General features: G+C 70.5%; 17 protein-coding genes, 1 pseudogene and 1 riboswitch. Of the genes and pseudogenes, 11 read left to right on the top strand and 7 right to left on the bottom strand.

Annotated elements, in window-relative coordinates; translation table 11 throughout:
- Positions 1–558: 558 nt before the first annotated feature.
- The 10 genes from AB0L59_RS18000 (at position 559) to AB0L59_RS17955 (ending at position 7,933) form a co-directional block, all read left to right on the top strand.
- Entirely contained in the window at positions 559–1,785 is a 1,227-nt protein-coding gene (locus AB0L59_RS18000; protein WP_365584276.1) for an Ig-like domain-containing protein, read from the top strand.
- An 80-nt stretch (positions 1,786–1,865) separates the two neighbouring features.
- Entirely contained in the window at positions 1,866–2,633 is a 768-nt protein-coding gene (locus tag AB0L59_RS17995; protein ID WP_365584273.1) for an enoyl-CoA hydratase-related protein, read from the top strand.
- Between the two features lie 299 nt (positions 2,634–2,932).
- Positions 2,933–3,436, top strand: a complete 504-nt coding sequence (locus tag AB0L59_RS17990; protein ID WP_365584270.1) for an ATP-binding protein — start codon at positions 2,933–2,935, stop codon at positions 3,434–3,436.
- 85 nt (positions 3,437–3,521) lie between these two features.
- Positions 3,522–4,340, top strand: a complete 819-nt coding sequence (locus AB0L59_RS17985; RefSeq protein WP_365584268.1) for a polysaccharide deacetylase family protein — start codon at positions 3,522–3,524, stop codon at positions 4,338–4,340.
- The gene (locus AB0L59_RS17980; RefSeq protein ID WP_365584264.1) at positions 4,340–5,527 is read left to right on the top strand and encodes a beta-propeller fold lactonase family protein; all 1,188 of its coding nucleotides are present in this window, start codon (positions 4,340–4,342) and stop codon (positions 5,525–5,527) included. Before AB0L59_RS17985 ends, AB0L59_RS17980 begins: the two co-directional genes overlap by 1 nt.
- A 66-nt stretch (positions 5,528–5,593) precedes the next feature.
- Positions 5,594–5,746, top strand: a complete 153-nt coding sequence (locus AB0L59_RS17975) for a hypothetical protein (protein ID WP_365584261.1) — start codon at positions 5,594–5,596, stop codon at positions 5,744–5,746.
- A gap of 34 nt (positions 5,747–5,780) precedes the next feature.
- Complete coding sequence (locus AB0L59_RS17970; RefSeq protein WP_365584259.1) at positions 5,781–6,692, top strand: MerR family transcriptional regulator; 912 nt, start codon at positions 5,781–5,783, stop codon at positions 6,690–6,692.
- A 59-nt stretch (positions 6,693–6,751) separates the two neighbouring features.
- Positions 6,752–6,964, top strand: coding sequence for an EF-hand domain-containing protein (locus tag AB0L59_RS17965; RefSeq protein ID WP_365584379.1), 213 nt, complete (start codon positions 6,752–6,754; stop codon positions 6,962–6,964).
- A 42-nt stretch (positions 6,965–7,006) separates the two neighbouring features.
- Positions 7,007–7,141, top strand: coding sequence for a zinc-binding dehydrogenase (locus tag AB0L59_RS17960; RefSeq protein ID WP_365584256.1), 135 nt, complete (start codon positions 7,007–7,009; stop codon positions 7,139–7,141).
- Between the two features lie 129 nt (positions 7,142–7,270).
- A complete protein-coding gene (locus tag AB0L59_RS17955) occupies positions 7,271–7,933 on the top strand; it encodes an NAD(P)-binding domain-containing protein (RefSeq protein WP_365584253.1) in 663 nt (220 codons plus the stop codon).
- A gap of 216 nt (positions 7,934–8,149) precedes the next feature.
- Here AB0L59_RS17955 and AB0L59_RS17950 read toward each other — a convergent pair whose 3' ends face one another.
- From AB0L59_RS17950 to gcvT, 7 genes and pseudogenes are all read right to left on the bottom strand, one after another.
- Positions 8,150–8,707 carry a GH25 family lysozyme gene (locus AB0L59_RS17950; RefSeq protein ID WP_365584251.1) on the bottom strand — a complete coding sequence of 186 codons (558 nt, stop codon included), beginning with the start codon at positions 8,705–8,707 and terminating at the stop codon, positions 8,150–8,152.
- A 95-nt stretch (positions 8,708–8,802) separates the two neighbouring features.
- Positions 8,803–9,840 (bottom strand): phosphatidylinositol-specific phospholipase C domain-containing protein, encoded by a 1,038-nt coding sequence (locus AB0L59_RS17945; protein ID WP_365584248.1) that lies wholly within the window; start codon positions 9,838–9,840, stop codon positions 8,803–8,805.
- A gap of 289 nt (positions 9,841–10,129) precedes the next feature.
- Positions 10,130–10,334 (bottom strand): annotated as a pseudogene (locus AB0L59_RS17940) (DNA-binding protein); the annotation flags it as partial.
- Positions 10,335–10,456: 122 nt separating this feature from the next.
- Entirely contained in the window at positions 10,457–11,824 is a 1,368-nt protein-coding gene (locus tag AB0L59_RS17935) for an L-serine ammonia-lyase (RefSeq protein ID WP_365584245.1), read from the bottom strand.
- An 85-nt stretch (positions 11,825–11,909) separates the two neighbouring features.
- Positions 11,910–13,175 (bottom strand): serine hydroxymethyltransferase, encoded by a 1,266-nt coding sequence (gene glyA / locus AB0L59_RS17930; RefSeq protein WP_365584242.1) that lies wholly within the window; start codon positions 13,173–13,175, stop codon positions 11,910–11,912.
- 14 nt (positions 13,176–13,189) lie between these two features.
- Entirely contained in the window at positions 13,190–13,567 is a 378-nt protein-coding gene (gene gcvH, locus AB0L59_RS17925; RefSeq protein ID WP_360090855.1) for a glycine cleavage system protein GcvH, read from the bottom strand.
- A gap of 109 nt (positions 13,568–13,676) precedes the next feature.
- On the bottom strand, positions 13,677–14,795 hold the full coding sequence (gcvT, locus tag AB0L59_RS17920; RefSeq protein ID WP_365584238.1) for a glycine cleavage system aminomethyltransferase GcvT: 1,119 nt from the start codon (positions 14,793–14,795) through the stop codon (positions 13,677–13,679).
- Positions 14,796–14,952: 157 nt separating this feature from the next.
- A riboswitch (glycine riboswitch) is annotated at positions 14,953–15,050 on the bottom strand.
- A gap of 162 nt (positions 15,051–15,212) precedes the next feature.
- Here gcvT and AB0L59_RS17915 point away from each other — a divergent pair.
- Positions 15,213–15,908 carry an AAA family ATPase gene (locus tag AB0L59_RS17915; RefSeq protein WP_365584235.1) on the top strand — a complete coding sequence of 232 codons (696 nt, stop codon included), beginning with the start codon at positions 15,213–15,215 and terminating at the stop codon, positions 15,906–15,908.
- Positions 15,909–15,915: the final 7 nt, after the last annotated feature.

Raw genomic sequence — 15,915 nt, 5'->3', positions numbered from 1 at the left:
CGGGGCGTGCCACCCCGAGCCGCGACGCTGCTCGCCGACGACGCCGCGACAGCGTTCCCGGGCGACCTCCCGCCCGCGTCGTGCGGGCCTGCCCGGAACGTGCTGAGAGCGACCGCACGCAGGGCCCGGTGGAGCTGCCGGCCGAGATCGAGTCCTACCCGGTCCCCGCCGGTACGCCACCGGCGGGCGCACCGAGGTCCTGGTCGTCCCGCTGCCGCCCGGTACGGACTTCGGCGAGCTCAGCCTCCCGCACACCACCACCGTCCTCGGGTCTCCCGGGACATGACGCCGGACGGGGTCACCATCGAGACGTCCTTCCCCGCCGACGCCGCCACGGCCGAGTTGCCCCGGGCCATGTCGCCGCGGCCCGGCACGCTTTCGGGGCGGGACGGGTAGGAATTCCGGGGGAGGGGCCGGGGTGACCGCGCCAGGCGGAAGTTGCGACGGAACGGTGACATTCGCCTGACACCCCGCTCAAAACCAGGCGGTTAATATGCGCGCACCAGTGTGGTGGGGAGCGGGCCTGATCAGGTCCGGCGAGGGGAGAACAACTTGAACATGCGGCCTGTACCGGGGGCGTCGGTGGCGGGGCGGCGAGGCCGTACGGGGTTGGCACTCATAGCCGGCGCCCTGGTGCTCTCCCTCGCGGCGTGCGGTGGGGGCGGCGGCAAGGGCGTGGGCGACGGCAAGGGCAAGGACTCCAGCACCCAGCAGGGCAAGCAGCAGTCCACCGCCGCCGTCGCCATCTCGCCCAAGACCGGTGCCACCGGCGTCGACACCTCCGGCGCGCTGAAGGTGAACGTCACCAAGGGCAAGCTGACCGAGGTCACCGTCAAGGACACCAGGGGGCAGACGGTCGCCGGCGCCATCACCGGCGGCGGTACGGCCTGGACCCCGTCGAGCCATCTGGCCGCCTCCACCAAGTACACGGTGCACGCGGTCGCCAAGGACACCGAGGGACGTGAGGCGGCCGAGGACTCCACGTTCACCACCCTCACCCCGAAGAACACCTTCCTCGGCTACTTCACCCCCGAGGACGGCTCCACGGTGGGCGTGGGCATGCCGTTCTCCGTGAACTTCACCCGGGGCATCACCGATCCGCAGGCCGTCGAGAAGGCCATCAAAATCAGGACCGAGCCGGCCGTCGACGTCGAGGGCCACTGGTTCGGCAACGATCGGCTGGACTTCCGCCCCGAGAAGTACTGGAAGGAAGGCACCAAGGTCACCGTCGACCTGAACCTGGACGGTGTCGAAGGCCGCGACGGCGTCTACGGCAAGCAGCACAAGACCATCAGGTTCACCATCGGCCGCAACCAGGTCTCCGTCGTGGACGCCAAGAAGCACACGATGAAGGTCACCCAGGACGGCAAGGTCATCAAGACCATCCCGGTCACCACCGGCAAGCCCGGCTACGACACCTGGAACGGCCAGATGGTCATCAGCGAGAAGCTCGCCGTCACCCGGATGAACGGGGAGACGGTCGGCTACGGCGGCGAGTACGACATCAAGGACGTCCCGCACGCCATGCGCCTGACCACCTCCGGCACCTTCCTGCACGGCAACTACTGGGGCGGCGGCGCATTCGGCAACTACAACGCCAGCCACGGCTGCGTCGGCCTGCGCGACGTGCGCGGCGGCTACGACGGCTCCACCCCGGCCGCCTGGATGTTCAACCACTCGCTCATCGGTGACGTGGTGATCGTGAAGAACTCCCACGACCGCACGGTGGACCCGGCGAACGGGCTCAACGGCTGGAACCTGTCGTGGGCGGAGTGGACGAAATAACCCCTGGGTGACGTACGGACCCGGTGCTGTGATCCACGGCACCGGGTCCATTGTCGTTAGTGGCCGTTAACCTGGCCCGCATGACCGTCTCTCTCGAAGTCGCCGAAGGCGTCGGAACCCTGCGTCTGGACCGTCCGCCGATGAACGCGCTGGACGTGGCCACCCAGGACCGGCTGAAAGAGCTCGCCGAGGAGGCCACGCGCCGCGAGGACGTGCGCGCCGTGGTGATCTACGGCGGCGAGCGGGTGTTCGCGGCGGGCGCGGACATCAAGGAGATGCAGAACATGGACCACACCGGGATGGTCCTGCGCGCCCGCGGCCTGCAGGACTCCTTCACGGCCGTGGCCCGCATCCCCAAACCCGTCGTCGCGGCCATCACCGGCTACGCCCTCGGCGGAGGCTGCGAGCTGGCCCTGTGCGCCGACTACCGCATCGCCGCCGACAACGCCAAGCTCGGCCAGCCCGAGATCCTGCTCGGCCTGATCCCGGGCGCCGGCGGCACCCAGCGGCTGCCCCGGTTGGTCGGCCCCTCCAAGGCCAAGGACCTCATCTTCACGGGCCGTCAGGTCAAGGCCGACGAGGCCCTCGCGATCGGCCTGGTGGACCGGGTGGTCCCGGCCGCCGAGGTGTACGAGCAGGCGCACGCCTGGGCCGCGAAGCTCGCCCAGGGCCCGGCGATCGCCCTGCGCGCGGCGAAGGAGTCGGTCGACACCGGGCTGGAGACCGACATCGACACCGGGCTCGCCGTCGAACGGAACTGGTTCGCGGGTCTGTTCGCCACCGAGGACCGGGAGACCGGCATGCGCAGCTTCGTGGAGGAGGGCCCGGGCAAGGCCAAGTTCCGCTGAGCGTCAGCGATGTGAACTTCCCCTTAACTCCCTTGGTAACCCTTGCAATTGACGTCTCGTCTCATCCGGGTCCCTCGATGGAGCGGTTTATGGGAGCCTTAAGGCAGCCTTAAGTCCGCGCCGTCGAGGGAGCCGGAAGGTTGCCCGGAAGTGAGCCGTCCTCGCAGGTCAACGAGGGATTACCGACGGGTGACATGCCTTCGGCATATGCCGATCGCGCGGTGGGGAAAGGGGGCGCACGGGGGGCGTATTCCTCCGGAACGGCCCCCAAGACGGCTCCGTGCCGCCATCATGGGGACATGGCGGGGCTGGAGGGCATCGAACAGCCGCGGGGAGACAGCCGTGCGGCCGAGGCACGCTGGTCGCCCGCGGTCGAGGACGAACAGGCGCTCAAGGCGCTCGAACTGTTCGGCAACCCGACGGAGGCGGAGGTGCCCCTGCCGTCCCGCCCGGAGTCCGCGGCCACCGCCCGCCGGCTCGCCCAGGTCGTCGTGCTGCGCACTTGGCGGCTGCCCCCCAAGCTCACCGAGGACGCCGTCTTACTCGTGTCGGAACTCGTCGGCAACGCCGTACGCCACACCGGCGCCCGGGTCTTCGGCCTCCGCATGCGCCGCCGCCCCGGCTGGATCCGGGTGGAGGTCCGCGACCCCTCGCGCGGCCTGCCCTGTCTGATGCCGGTGCAGGAGATGGACGTCAGCGGCCGGGGCCTCTTCCTCGTGGACAGGCTGTCGGACCGGTGGGGCGTGGATCTGCTGCCGCGCGGCAAGACGACCTGGTTCGAGATGCGGGTGGCCGACCGGTAGCGAGGGGGCGGCATTCGCCTTACGGCGACCCGAAATCGTCCCTCTTTCGGGCCAATCGGCGGTTTTCTTACCTAACCCCCCTTAAATGGTGCGGGTGACCACCACCAACCGACGCGGGGTGCTGCGCGCGGGCGCCGGGCTCGTCGCCGGCGGCGCGCTCGCCGCCGGTTGCGGCGCAGGCCAGGCCGCCCCGCCCAACGCCACAGACCCCGGGTCCCCGTCCGCCACCCCCTCCGGCCACCGTCCGGCCGGCACCCCCACGGCCGGCGTCAAGGCGGCCCCCACCCCCCAGGCCTATCCCGGGCAGCCCGCCCAGATCGCCCACGGCCCGCGCACCCGCCCCCGGATCGCCCTCACCTTCCACGGCCAGGGCGATCCCGCCATCGCCCACTCCCTGCTCACCGCGGCCGAGCAGCACGGCGCCCGTCTCACCGTGCTCGCCGTCGGCACCTGGCTGGACGAACACCCCGACGTGGCCCGCCGGATCCTCGACGGCGGCCACGACCTCGGCAACCACACCCAGCGCCACATCGCCGTCAACGCCCTGCCGGAGGCGGACGCCCGCAAGGAGATCACCGACTGCGCGGACCGGTTGAAGCGCCTCACCGGTTCCATCGGCACCTGGTTCCGCCCCTCGCGTTCACCGACCGCATCCCCGCTGGTCGCCCGGCTCGCCCGCGCCGCCGGATACCCGCACGTGCTGTCGTACGACGTCGACTCGCTCGACTACACCCGCCCCGGCGCCGCCGCCGTCACCCGCAAGGTTCTCGCCGAAGCGCGGAACGGGTCGGTGGTGAGCCTGCACTTCGGGTACCCGGACACGGTCGCCGCCCTGCCCGTCCTCCTGCACGAACTCGACGGCCGCGGACTGCGCGCGGTCACCACCACGGAGCTGCTGAGCTGATGCGAACCACGAACGCCGCCCGGCTGCTGGCAGCCGGTGCCGCCCTCACCGCCCTGACGCTGCTGTCCGCGTGCAGTGCGGGGTCCCGGCCCCACCGCGACGAAACCTTGGCCAGCAAGGCGCCGGCCCAGCCGGGCAACGGCAAGCGGCAGGTGAACGTGCTGCCCGGCATGCCGCCGGTCGAGAACCCGAAAGACCTCTACTCCGCCGACCGCCCGAACCAACTCTCGCCAGTGGTCCGGGACTTCCCGTCCCGGGTGTACGTCCCCAACACCAACTCCAACACCGTCACGGTCATCGACCCGAAGACCTACAAGATCATCGACACCATCCCGGTCGGCCGCCAGCCCCAGCACGTCGTGCCGTCCTGGGACCTGAAGACCCTCTGGGTCAACAACGACCTCGGCAACAGCCTCACCCCGATCGACCCGAGGACCGGCAAGGCCGGCAAGGCCGTCGTCGTGCACGACCCGTACAACCTGTACTTCACGCCCGACGGCAGGTACGCCGTCGTCATGGCCTCGATGGACCGCCAGCTGGTCTTCCGCGACGCGCACACCATGAAGGTCGTCAAGGCCGTGCCGGCCAGCTGCTACGGCGTCAACCACGCCGACTTCTCCCCGGACGGCCGGTACTTCATCGTCTCCTGCGAGTTCAGCGGCGAGATCCTCAAGGTCGACACCGCCAAGATGAAGATCCTCGCCCAGGAGCGGCTGCCCTTCCACGGCGCGATGCCGCAGGACGTCAAGATCTCACCGGACGGCAAGCTGTTCTACATCGCCGACATGGTGGCCAACGGCCTGTGGATCCTCGACGGCGACAGGTTCACCCGGCCCCGCTTCCTCTACACCGGAAAGGGCGCCCACGGCCTCTACATCAGCCGCGACTCGCGGGAGATGTACATCTCCAACCGGGGTGAGGGCTCCATCTCCGTCTTCGACTTCGCCCAGAACCGGCTCACCAAGAAGTGGCACCTGCCCGGCGGCGGCAGCCCCGACATGGGCGGCGTCTCCGCCGACGGCAAGATCCTGTGGCTGTCCGGCCGCTACAACGCCGAGGTGTACGCGATCGACACCGGCACGGGCAGGGAACTGGCCCGCATCAAGGTCGGCAGCGGACCGCACGGCCTCGCGGTCTATCCGCAGCCGGGCCGCTACTCGCTCGGGCACACCGGCATCTTCCGCTGATCGCAGGGCCGGTTGGACACGCGCCTTGCGGGTGGTGATCCATGCGGCCGGGCCGGACGGCCGCTCGTGCCGCAAAAGATCATCACCCGTCTGCGGCGCCCCACCGTCGCCACCGCCCTGTCCCCGGGTGTCGTCCTCGCCGCCACGGAGGCCACCGCCCCCACGACACCGCACGAGGTCGCACCGGTGTGGCGCACCACCTGCGACCCGCTTCCTTGAGTCTCCACCCGCTGGAAGGCCCAGACTCGCGCACATGACCGAAGACGGCACCGGACTCCTCACCATCGGCGAGCTGGCCAGGGCCACCGGCCTGACCGTGCGCACCATCCGCTACTGGTCCGACGAGGGCGTCCTCGCCCCGACGGCCCGGTCGTCCGGCGGCTACCGGCTCTACGACGGCACCGCCGTGGCCCGCCTGGAGCTGATCCGCACCCTGCGCGAGCTGGGGCTCGGCCTGGACGACGTACGGAAGGTGCTGGCCGGGGAGCGGACGGTCGCCGAGGTCGCGGCCACGCACGTCGCCGCCCTGGACGCGCAGATCCGGTCGCTGAAGGTGACCCGCGCGGTGCTGTCGACGGTCGCCCGACGAGGCTCGACGGCGGAGGAGATGACCCTCATGAACAAACTGGCGCGGCTGTCGGCCGCGGAACGGCAGCGGATCGTGGACGACTTCGTGGAGGAGATCTTCCACGGGCTGGACACGGCCGACCCCTGGATCCGCGAGCGGACCCGCAGCATCGGCGTGCAGTTGCCGGACGATCCGGCCCCGGAGCAGGTCGACGCCTGGGTGGAGCTGGCGGAACTGCTTCAGAACCCCGGCTTCCGGGCCGCGATGCGCAGGATGATCGAGTTCAACGCCGCCGACCGCGCCCCGGACACCCCGGCCGGTGCCTCGGCGATGTTCTTCAAGCGCCTGGTCGAGCTGGTCGGCGCGGCGCGCGAACGCGGAGTGGCTCCGCGGTCACCGGAGGCCGACGCTGTGCTGACCGAGCTGCTCGGCGCGGGCACCGACCGCGCGGCCGTGCTCCGCCGCATCGACCTCGGCAACGAGGTCGCCCGCTACCGGGAGTTGGCGGCGGTGATCAAGGGCGAGCAGGAGCCGCCGAGGTTCGAGGAGGAGTTCGGCTGGGTGGTCGAGGCACTGAAGGCCTGGCCGGGCCGTTAATCTGACCAGCGTCAGTACGCCAGCACGGCATGAGAAACACGACCATAAGGGGCGGATCGGTGGCGGACATCGAGGAAGCACGCAAGCAGTTCCAGCGGATCGACGCGGACGGTGACGGATTCATCACCGCCGCCGAGTTCAAGACCGCCCTGGCCCAGCAAGGTGACTGGAACGTCACGGAGACGGTCGCCGAGGCCATCATCAAGCAGCGCGACATCAACGGCGACAAGGTCCTGTCGTTCGACGAGTTCTGGGCCTACCTGAACAAGTGACGCGCCGAGAGGGGCCCTCACCGCGGTGAGGGCCCCTCTGTCATGCCCGCCGGCCTCGCCGACGGTTCGCTGCGCCCGGTGATCGCCGAGGTGTACGACGGCCTGGACGACATCCGGGACGCACACCGCCTGATGGAGTCCAACCGGCACACGGGCAGGAGCGTGGTACGCCTCTGAGCCGCACGCGCCCGTACCCCTCACCCGATCGCCGCACCGGCGGAATAGCCGCAGGCCGACGAGGGTTGACGCCGAGCACAGAAGCATGCGCATGCATGCAACCGCTCGTCATCATCCGGAGGGCCTGACATGAAGATCGGCATCATCGGCGCGGGGAACATCGGCGGCAACCTCACCCGCCGGCTCACCGCCCTCGGTCACGACGTCTCCGTGGCCAACTCCCGTGGCCCCGAGACCCTCGAGGAGCTGGCCCGGGAGACCGGCGCGACCCCGGTCCGGGCCGAGGAGGCGGCCAAGGGCGCCCGGCTGGTGGTCGTCACCGTCCCCCTCAAGGCGGTCCCGAACCTCCCCTCCGGACTGCTGGAGGGCGCCGCCGAGGGAGTCGCGGTCATCGACACCGGCAACTACTACCCGCGGGAGCGCGACGGCCGGATCGCGGCCATCGAGGACGACGGCCTGACCGAGAGCCGCTGGACCGAGCAGCACCTGGGCCACCCGGTGATCAAGGCCTTCAACGGCACCTACGCCCAGGACATCCTGGACCGCCACCGCCCCGCGGGCGACCCCGAGCGCATCGCCGTCCCGGTCGCGGGCGACGACGAGCAGGCCAAGCGAGCCGTCCGCGCCCTCATCGACGAACTCGGCTTCGACACGGTCGACGCGGGTGGCCTCGACGACTCCTGGCGCCAGCAGCCGGGCTCCCCGGTGTACGGCCTGCGCGCAGGCGTGGAGGGAGTGAAGAAGGCCCTCGCGGAGGCCTCCCCGGAACGCCCGGAGGGCTTCCGGGGCTGACTTCGGCCGCCTCCCGCTCCTCGCGTACGGCTTCCGGCGCAGCCGATTCGGCACTTCGTGCGCATGACGTCTGTCTGGCTGTCTCGTTGCTCGGGCGCCCGGCGTTGGCAGGGAGACGGCCGAAGGCGGGATCGTCGAGTGCCGCGGACGCGGACCGTCCAGGCCCGTACCCGCGTGCTCGACGCTCCACCCGTCGACGCGTCCGCGAGTCAGTTCCTACGCGCCGTCGGCCCAGTCCTTCAGCGCCGCCTTGCTCGCGAAATTGGCCACGTCCTTGTCGTGTGGCTCGCTGGTGTACTGGTGGAAGAGCCACTTCGCCTTGATGCGGGGCTCGCCCGCCGTGACGTAGTCGGCGATCCAGAGGCCGTCGCCGGCGTAGGAGGTCGTGTCGACCGTCAACCAGAAGTCCCTGTTCGTGTAGAGCACGACCCTGTGGTGCGGCCGCAGCTGTTTCACCTTCCGGATGAAGGTGTCCTTCTCCGCGTTGCTCGCTCGGGTGCCGTCGCCGGTGGTCTCCCAGTCGACGGCGAGGATGTCGCCCGCCCTCGACGGGGCCTTGGCCACGAAGTACTCCGCCTGGGCGGTGAGGTCGCCGGGCCACAGGAAGTGGTAGAAGCCCACGACCAGGCCGGCGTCACGGGCGGTCTTCGCCTGGGCGCCGGCACGGGGACTGACGTACGAATGGCCCTCCGTCGCCTTGATGAAGGCGAAGGAGAGGCCGCTCGTGTCGTAGGAGGACGACTGGTACGCGCTGACGTCGATGCCGCGGAGCATGTGGGGGACTCCTCGAAGAGCGGGTGGGGGAAAGGTGTCGCTGGTTAGGTGATGCCCCACGATGGCACGCCCGATCCGCCCCGCGCGGGGGAACGTCAGCTCCGCGTCGCCGTCGAACTCAGTACCGACGCGGACTTCGCCGACCAGTCGGAGGTGATGATGCTCGCGTGGTCCTTCGCGAGCAGGGCCAGCCGGGCGGCGACCTCCGCGTCCGTCGGGTCGGTGGAGGAGATCGCGGGGGAGACGTTGTAGGCGTCCGTCATGATCGAGATGTAGTGGTTCGTGGAGTAGAACGACGTGTCGTAACCGTTGTTGACGTACGTCGCCGCGTCACCGTCGAAGAACACGAACCAGGGGCGGATCGAGGTGTCGGAGGCCCAGCGGGTCGCTCGCGGGTCGCCGTTCGCCGCGCCCAGTACCGCCGGGAAGGCCTCGGCCTGTGAGATGTTCCCGGCCGCGTACAGGTCGCGCAGGTGGTCGCCGTACTCCTGGTCCGTCCAGTAGTGGTCGAAGGGGTTGTTCATCTCTACGGTGCCGGGGATGACCTCGAAGATGAACTTGCCCTTGAGGGAGTCGCGGCTGGGCCAGGCGTTGGCCTTCGCGGCCGCGTCGAGCGTGGAGTACGACGAACCCAGCAGGTCGGCCGGCTTGTAGACACTGTTGCCGAGCTTCTGGCCGATCAGGGTGTCGAACTCGTCCGGACCGAGTCCGCCGTTGTTGTTGAAGCCGACCTTCATCTCTATCTTGAAGACGATCGGCGGGTGGTCGGGGTGGAGCTGGTTCCAGGCCGCGATGTTGTCCAGGCAGCTGCCGAAGTCCTGGTCGCGGTTCTTGCTGTACAGCTCGCCCGGGGTCTTCGCGGCCTCGCAGTTGTTGTCGTCGCCCCACGGGTTGCTGTGGCTCACCCGCCAGCGCTTGCTCAGGCTGTCCGCGTAGACGTCGATCTCAAGCAGCGAGGCACCCGAGTCCAACGCCTGGGCGAAATAGGTGTACTTGGCCTTGTCGTACGCGTTGTGCGTTCCGATCGCGGTCGTCTCGGAGAACTTCGGCGCCGCGGCGTGCGCGGTGCCCGGCGCCACCACGAACAGGGCGGCGGCCCCCGCGAGTGCCGCCAGCCGTCTCACTCGGCTCATCCCTGAACTCCCCTTCGCTGTCGTCGAGTTGACGACGGCAGCGTAGGAGCAGGCGGTTACCGCGTGGTAGCCCCTGGCGGAACATCCCTCCCGGGCCCGGGCGTCCAGCACGACGCCGACCGGGCCTCGACGGAGCGCGGACCCGCCGCACTGCGGTGTGCTTCCTGCGGCGGCCACGACCCGCAGCGCTGGGGGCCCATGCCCAGGAAACGTACGGAGGTGCCCACGGAGGCCGGGCAGCCCTGATTCTCAAAGGCCTTGAGGGCTGACCTCGCCCGTGAGACCCCGGCTACTGCGGAAGGTCCTCGGGGTCCGGCGTGAGGACGGTCACAGGGGAGGGGGAGGCCAGTGCGGTGGCGGCGACGACGGCGTCGAGGGCGTATGTGTGGCCGTGGAGGCCGGCCGCGGCGAGGAGTGCCGGCGTGGCCGGTGATGGCTTCGGTGGGCGGGACGTCGTTCACGCGGGAGACGGCGTGGTCGAAGCGGTCCCTGTGTGATCACCGAGCGCCGTGCCCTGCCTGCGTCCGTGGACCGTCTCCCGTAGCACTCATGTATCGGATGACATCCACCCCGACCAGCGCTCGAAGACACGAGGCGCTGGTCAGGGCCCATACCCTCAGCACTCGATGATGTTCACCGCCAGCCCGCCCCGCGCCGTCTCCTTGTACTTCACGGACATGTCCGCGCCGGTGTCCTTCATGGTCTTGATGACCTTGTCCAGGGACACCTTGTGGGAGCCGTCGCCGCGCATGGCCATCCTGGCGGCGGTGACGGCCTTCACCGCGGCCATGCCGTTGCGCTCGATGCACGGGATCTGGACCAGGCCGCCGACCGGGTCGCAGGTCAGGCCCAGGTTGTGCTCCATGCCGATCTCGGCCGCGTTCTCCACCTGCTCCGGGGAGCCGCCGAGCACCTCGGCCAGCGCGCCCGCCGCCATGGAGCAGGCGGAGCCGACCTCGCCCTGGCAGCCGACCTCGGCGCCGGAGATGGAGGCGTTCTCCTTGAAGAGCATGCCGATCGCGCCGGCGGCCAGCAGGAAGCGGACCACGCCCTCCTCGTCGGCGCCGGGCACGAAGTTGATGTAGTAGTGCAGGACGGCCGGGATGATGCCGGCCGCCCCGTTCGTCGGGGCCGTGACGACCCGGCCGCCCGCCGCGTTCTCCTCGTTCACCGCCATCGCGTAGAGCGTGATCCACTCCATGGCGTGTGCCAAGGGGTCGCCCTCGGCGCGCAGTTGGCGCGCGGAGACGGCCGCGCGGCGGCGGACCCGCAGACCGCCCGGCAGGATGCCCTCGCGGGACATGCCGCGCGCGACGCACTCGCGCATCACCCGCCAGATCTCCAGCAGGCCGGCCCGGATCTCCTCCTCCGTGCGCCAGGCCCGCTCGTTCTCCAGCATCAGGGAGGAGATCGACAGACCGGTCTCCTTCGTCAGGCGCAGCAGCTCGTCGCCCGTGCGGAAGGAGTACTTCAGGACCGTGTCGTCCAGCTTGATCCGGTCCGCGCCGACCGCGTCCTCGTCCACCACGAAGCCGCCGCCGACCGAGTAGTACGTCTTCGACAGCAGCTCCGCGCCCGAGGCGTCGTACGCCCACAGCGTCATGCCGTTGGCGTGGTACGGCAGGGCCTTGCGGCGGTGCAGCACGAGGTCCTGGTCGAAGTCGAACGCGATCTCGTGCTCGCCCAGGAGCTCGATCCGGCCCTCGGCCTTGATCGCCTCCACCCGCGCGTCCGCCGTCTCCACGTCCACCGTGCGCGGCGAGTCGCCGGCCAGGCCGAGCAGGACGGCCTTCGGGGTGCCGTGGCCGTGCCCGGTCGCGCCCAGGGAGCCGTACAGCTCCGTCCGCAGGGAGGCGACCTTTTCCAGGAGCCCCTCGTTGCGCAGCCGGCGGGCGAACATCCGCGCCGCCCGCATCGGGCCGACCGTGTGGGAGCTGGACGGGCCGATGCCGATCGAGAACAGGTCGAAGACCGAGATGGCCACGGTCACTCCTCAAGAACAGGGGGTGGTGGGGCGCCCTCCGGGATCCTCCGTCGGGTGCCCCACCAGGGGACTTACGTGCCCGGGACTACTTGTTCAGGCCCGGGTACAGCGGGTGCTTGTCGGCGAGCGCCTTCACGCGCGCCTTGAGGGCCTCGGCGTCGTACGACGGCTTCAGCGCCTCCGCGATCACGTCCGCGACCTCGGCGAAGTCCTCGGCCGTGAAGCCGCGGGTCGCCAGGGCCGGCGTACCGATCCTCAGGCCCGAGGTGACCATCGGCGGCCGCGGGTCGTTCGGGACGGCGTTGCGGTTGACCGTGATACCGACCTCGTGGAGGCGGTCCTCGGCCTGCTGGCCGTCCAGCTGCGACTCGCGCAGGTCGACGAGGATGAGGTGCACGTCCGTGCCGCCGGACAGGACGTTCACCCCGGCCTCACGGGCGTCCGCCGCGGTCAGGCGCTCGGCGAGGATGCGGGCACCCTCCACGGTACGACGCTGGCGCTCCTTGAACTCCTGAGAGGCGGCGACCTTGAAGGAGACCGCCTTCGCCGCGATCACGTGCTCCAGGGGGCCGCCCTGGAAGCCCGGGAAGACGGAGGAGTTCAGCTTCTTCGCGAAGTCCTTCTTCGCGAGGATGATGCCGCCGCGCGGGCCGCCCAGCGTCTTGTGCGTGGTGGAGGTCACCACGTCGGCGTGCGGCACCGGGTTCGGGTGCAGACCTGCCGCGACCAGGCCCGCGAAGTGCGCCATGTCGACCCAGAGGTACGCCTCGACCTCGTCGGCGATCCGGCGGAACTCCGCGAAGTCCAGCTGCCGCGGGTACGCCGACCAGCCCGCGATGATCACCTTAGGGCGGTGCTCCTTGGCGAGCCGCTCGACCTCGGCCATGTCGACCAGGCCGGTCTCGGCGTCCACGTGGTAGGCGACCACGTCGAACTGCTTGCCGGAGAAGTTCAGGCGCATGCCGTGGGTCAGGTGGCCGCCGTGCGCCAGGTCCAGGCCGAGGATGGTGTCCCCGGGCTGGGCCAGCGCGAACAGCGCCGCCTGGTTGGCGGAGGCGCCGGAGTGGGGCTGGACGTTGGCGTACTCGGCGCCGAACAGCTCCTTGATCCGGTCGATGGCGATCTGCTCGGCGACGTCGACGTGCTCGCAGCCGCCGTAGTAGCGGCGGCCCGGGTAGCCCTCGGCGTACTTGTTCGTGAGGACGGAGCCCTGCGCCTCCATCACCGCGAGCGGAGCGAAGTTCTCGGAGGCGATCATCTCCAGCGTGGACTGCTGGCGGCCGAGCTCGGCGTCGACCGCGGCGGCGATCTCCGGGTCCAGCTCGTGCAGGGGCGTGTTCAGGACGGTCATACGGCTACGACTCCTCAGCCGGCGTTCTGGGCGGTGTACTCGTCGGCGGAGAGCAGGTCGGCCGGCTCCTCCGTGACGCGCACCTTGAACAGCCAGCCGCCCTCGAAGGGGGCCGAGTTCACCAGCGACGGGTCGTTGACGACGTCCTCGTTGATCTCGGTGACCTCACCGGTGACCGGCGAGTACAGGTCGGAGACCGACTTGGTCGACTCCAGCTCGCCGCAGGTCTCGCCCGCGGTCACCGTGGAGCCGACCTCGGGGAGCTGGGCGTAGACCACATCGCCGAGCGCGTTGGCCGCGAACTCGGTGATGCCGACCGTCGAGACGCCGTCCTCGGCGGCCGACAGCCACTCGTGCTCCTTGCTGTAGCGCAGCTGCTGGGGGTTGCTCATGGCCTGAATTCTCCTGTACGCGGGAAAGTGCTGGTGACGGGGGGACTGCTGGATGCGCTGGTGAGTGGCGCGAACGTGCGCGGGGTCACACCGCGAGTGCGCCCAGTGTCTACTTCTGGCGCTTGTAGAACGGCAGCGCCACGACCTCGTACGGCTCGTGGCTGCCCCGGATGTCCACGCCGACGCCCTCGGTGCCCGGCGCCGCGTGCGCCGCGTCGACGTAGGCCATGGCGATCGGCTTGCCCAGGGTGGGGGAGGGGGCGCCGGAGGTGACCTCGCCGATCACTTCGCCGCCGGCGACGACGGTGTACCCCGCGCGCGGCACCCGGCGGCCCTCGGCGACCAGGCCGACCAGGACGCGCGGCGGGTTCTGCTCGGCGCGGGAGGCGGCCTCGGCGAGCGCCTCGCGCCCGACGAAGTCGCCCTCCTTCTCGAACTTCACCACCCGGCCGAGCCCGGCGTCGAAGGGGGTGAGCGAGGTGGTCAGCTCGTGCCCGTACAGCGGCATGCCCGCCTCAAGGCGCAGGGTGTCCCGGCAGGACAGGCCGCACGGGACCAGCCCGACGCCCTCGCCCGCCTTGGTCAGCGCCTGCCACAGCTCGACGGCGTGCTCGGGCTTCACGAACAGCTCGAAGCCGTCCTCGCCGGTGTAGCCGGTGCGGGCGATCAGGGCCGGCACGCCGGCGACGGTGCCGGGCAGACCGGCGTAGTACTTCAGGCCGTCGAGGTCGGCGTCGGTCAGCGACTTCAGGATCGCCGGCGACTCCGGCCCCTGCACGGCGATCAGCGCGTACGCGTCCCGGTCGTCGCGGACCTCGGCGTCGAAGCCGGCGGCGCGCTCGGTCAGCGCGTCCAGCACCACCTGGGCGTTGGAGGCGTTGGCCACGACCATGTACTCGGTCTCGGCGAGCCGGTAGACGATCAGGTCGTCCAGGATGCCGCCGTCGGCCCGGCAGATCATGGTGTAGCGGGCGCGGCCGACGCCGACGGAGGCGATGTTGCCGACCAGGGCGAAGTTCAGGACGGCGGCCGCGTCGGCGCCGGTGACGGTGATCTCGCCCATGTGGGAGAGGTCGAAGAGGCCCGCCTTGGTGCGCACCGCGAGGTGCTCGTCGCGCTCGGAGCCGTAGCGCAGCGGCATGTCCCAGCCGGCGAAGTCGGTCATCGTCGCACCGAGCGAGCGATGCACGGCATCGAGCGCGGTATGACGGAGTTCGGTACTGCTCATCGGTCGGTCGTCTCCCAGGGCGAAGCAGGACGGGCGAGGAACGTTCCTCCCCATCTGTCATCGGAACCTGAGAGGTTCGCCAGGACCGCCACAGGGACGATCACGGCTTGCACCTTGGGTGGAGCCACTGACGCAGCGGCCCGCTTTTCAGATGTGCCTCGCCCGCGCGGTAACGGGGCCTGAGAGATTCAAGGGAGGGACTTGCTCCTTCGGCGCCCCAGCGAAGGCTGCTGGGAACTCTCCCGCGCGGATTCAAGCGGCCGGTATGCAGTTGGCGGCCACATCATTGCACGCCGAGCCGAGTTTCGTAACCGACCTGTGGCAGTACGAGGACCGAACCGCCGACGGCGTACATTACCTTCCCTTTACATAGTGCGGGCATGGAGATGACCAAGCCGACAGGGGAGGACGATCACCGTGAAGAGCACCCCGGCGTACGCCACCGCCACCACCGGCATCGCGGTGCCCGAGCAGGCCTCCGCCCCGGCGCGCGAGCGCTGCGCCGGGCGCGCGGCCCCGGTCGTCCGCGATCTGCGCGCCCGCGCCGGCCGCAGCCCGCGCGCCCTGGTCTTCGGCGCCCGCGACCTCGTCGTGATCACCGGCCTGCCCGGCAGCGGCAAGTCCACCCTGATGCACCGCGCGGTCGCCGGAGCCCGCATCGACTCCCAGGACACCCGCGACCGCTTCGCGGCCCGCCTGCCCCGCCTCCTTCCCTACGCCCTCTACCGCCCCCTGGTCCGCCTCGCCCACTACGCCGCCCTGCGCCGCGCCCTGCGCACCGGCGAGAGCGTCGTGGTGCACGACTGCGGCACCCAGCCCTGGGTGCGCGCCTGGCTCGCCCGCGCGGCACGCCGCCGCGGCGGCACCCTCCACCTGCTGCTGCTCGACGTCAGCCCCGAGGCCGCCCGCGAGGGCCAGCGCGAACGCGGCCGCGGCGTCTCCGGTCACGCCTTCCGCCGCCACCGTCGTACGACCGCCCGGCTGCTCGGCGCGGTCGAGCGGGGCGAGCCGCCCGCGGGCTGCGGCTCGGCGGTGCTGCTGGACCGGCCGGCGGCGGACGCCCTGCGGCGCATCGCGTTCACGGAGCGCGGCACTGTCACAGCCACCCGCTAGCCTTCAT

Origin of the sequence: Streptomyces sp. NPDC052109 (assembly GCF_040680195.1) — a bacterium.
Lineage (GTDB): Bacteria > Actinomycetota > Actinomycetes > Streptomycetales > Streptomycetaceae > Streptomyces.
Note: the sequence above shows the minus strand (reverse complement) of the source record. Positions and strands in the feature narration are given on the sequence as shown.

Coding starts and splice junctions, on each gene's coding strand:
- AB0L59_RS18000 (WP_365584276.1), top strand. CDS start 559: ATGCGGCCTGTACCGGGGGCGTCGGTGGCGGGGCGGCGAGGCCGTACG.
- AB0L59_RS17995 (WP_365584273.1), top strand. CDS start 1,866: ATGACCGTCTCTCTCGAAGTCGCCGAAGGCGTCGGAACCCTGCGTCTG.
- AB0L59_RS17990 (WP_365584270.1), top strand. CDS start 2,933: ATGGCGGGGCTGGAGGGCATCGAACAGCCGCGGGGAGACAGCCGTGCG.
- AB0L59_RS17985 (WP_365584268.1), top strand. CDS start 3,522: ATGGTGCGGGTGACCACCACCAACCGACGCGGGGTGCTGCGCGCGGGC.
- AB0L59_RS17980 (WP_365584264.1), top strand. CDS start 4,340: ATGCGAACCACGAACGCCGCCCGGCTGCTGGCAGCCGGTGCCGCCCTC.
- AB0L59_RS17970 (WP_365584259.1), top strand. CDS start 5,781: ATGACCGAAGACGGCACCGGACTCCTCACCATCGGCGAGCTGGCCAGG.
- AB0L59_RS17960 (WP_365584256.1), top strand. CDS start 7,007: ATGCCCGCCGGCCTCGCCGACGGTTCGCTGCGCCCGGTGATCGCCGAG.
- AB0L59_RS17955 (WP_365584253.1), top strand. CDS start 7,271: ATGAAGATCGGCATCATCGGCGCGGGGAACATCGGCGGCAACCTCACC.
- AB0L59_RS17950 (WP_365584251.1), bottom strand. CDS start 8,707: ATGCTCCGCGGCATCGACGTCAGCGCGTACCAGTCGTCCTCCTACGAC.
- AB0L59_RS17945 (WP_365584248.1), bottom strand. CDS start 9,840: ATGAGCCGAGTGAGACGGCTGGCGGCACTCGCGGGGGCCGCCGCCCTG.
- glyA (WP_365584242.1), bottom strand. CDS start 13,175: ATGACCGTCCTGAACACGCCCCTGCACGAGCTGGACCCGGAGATCGCC.
- gcvH (WP_360090855.1), bottom strand. CDS start 13,567: ATGAGCAACCCCCAGCAGCTGCGCTACAGCAAGGAGCACGAGTGGCTG.
- gcvT (WP_365584238.1), bottom strand. CDS start 14,795: ATGAGCAGTACCGAACTCCGTCATACCGCGCTCGATGCCGTGCATCGC.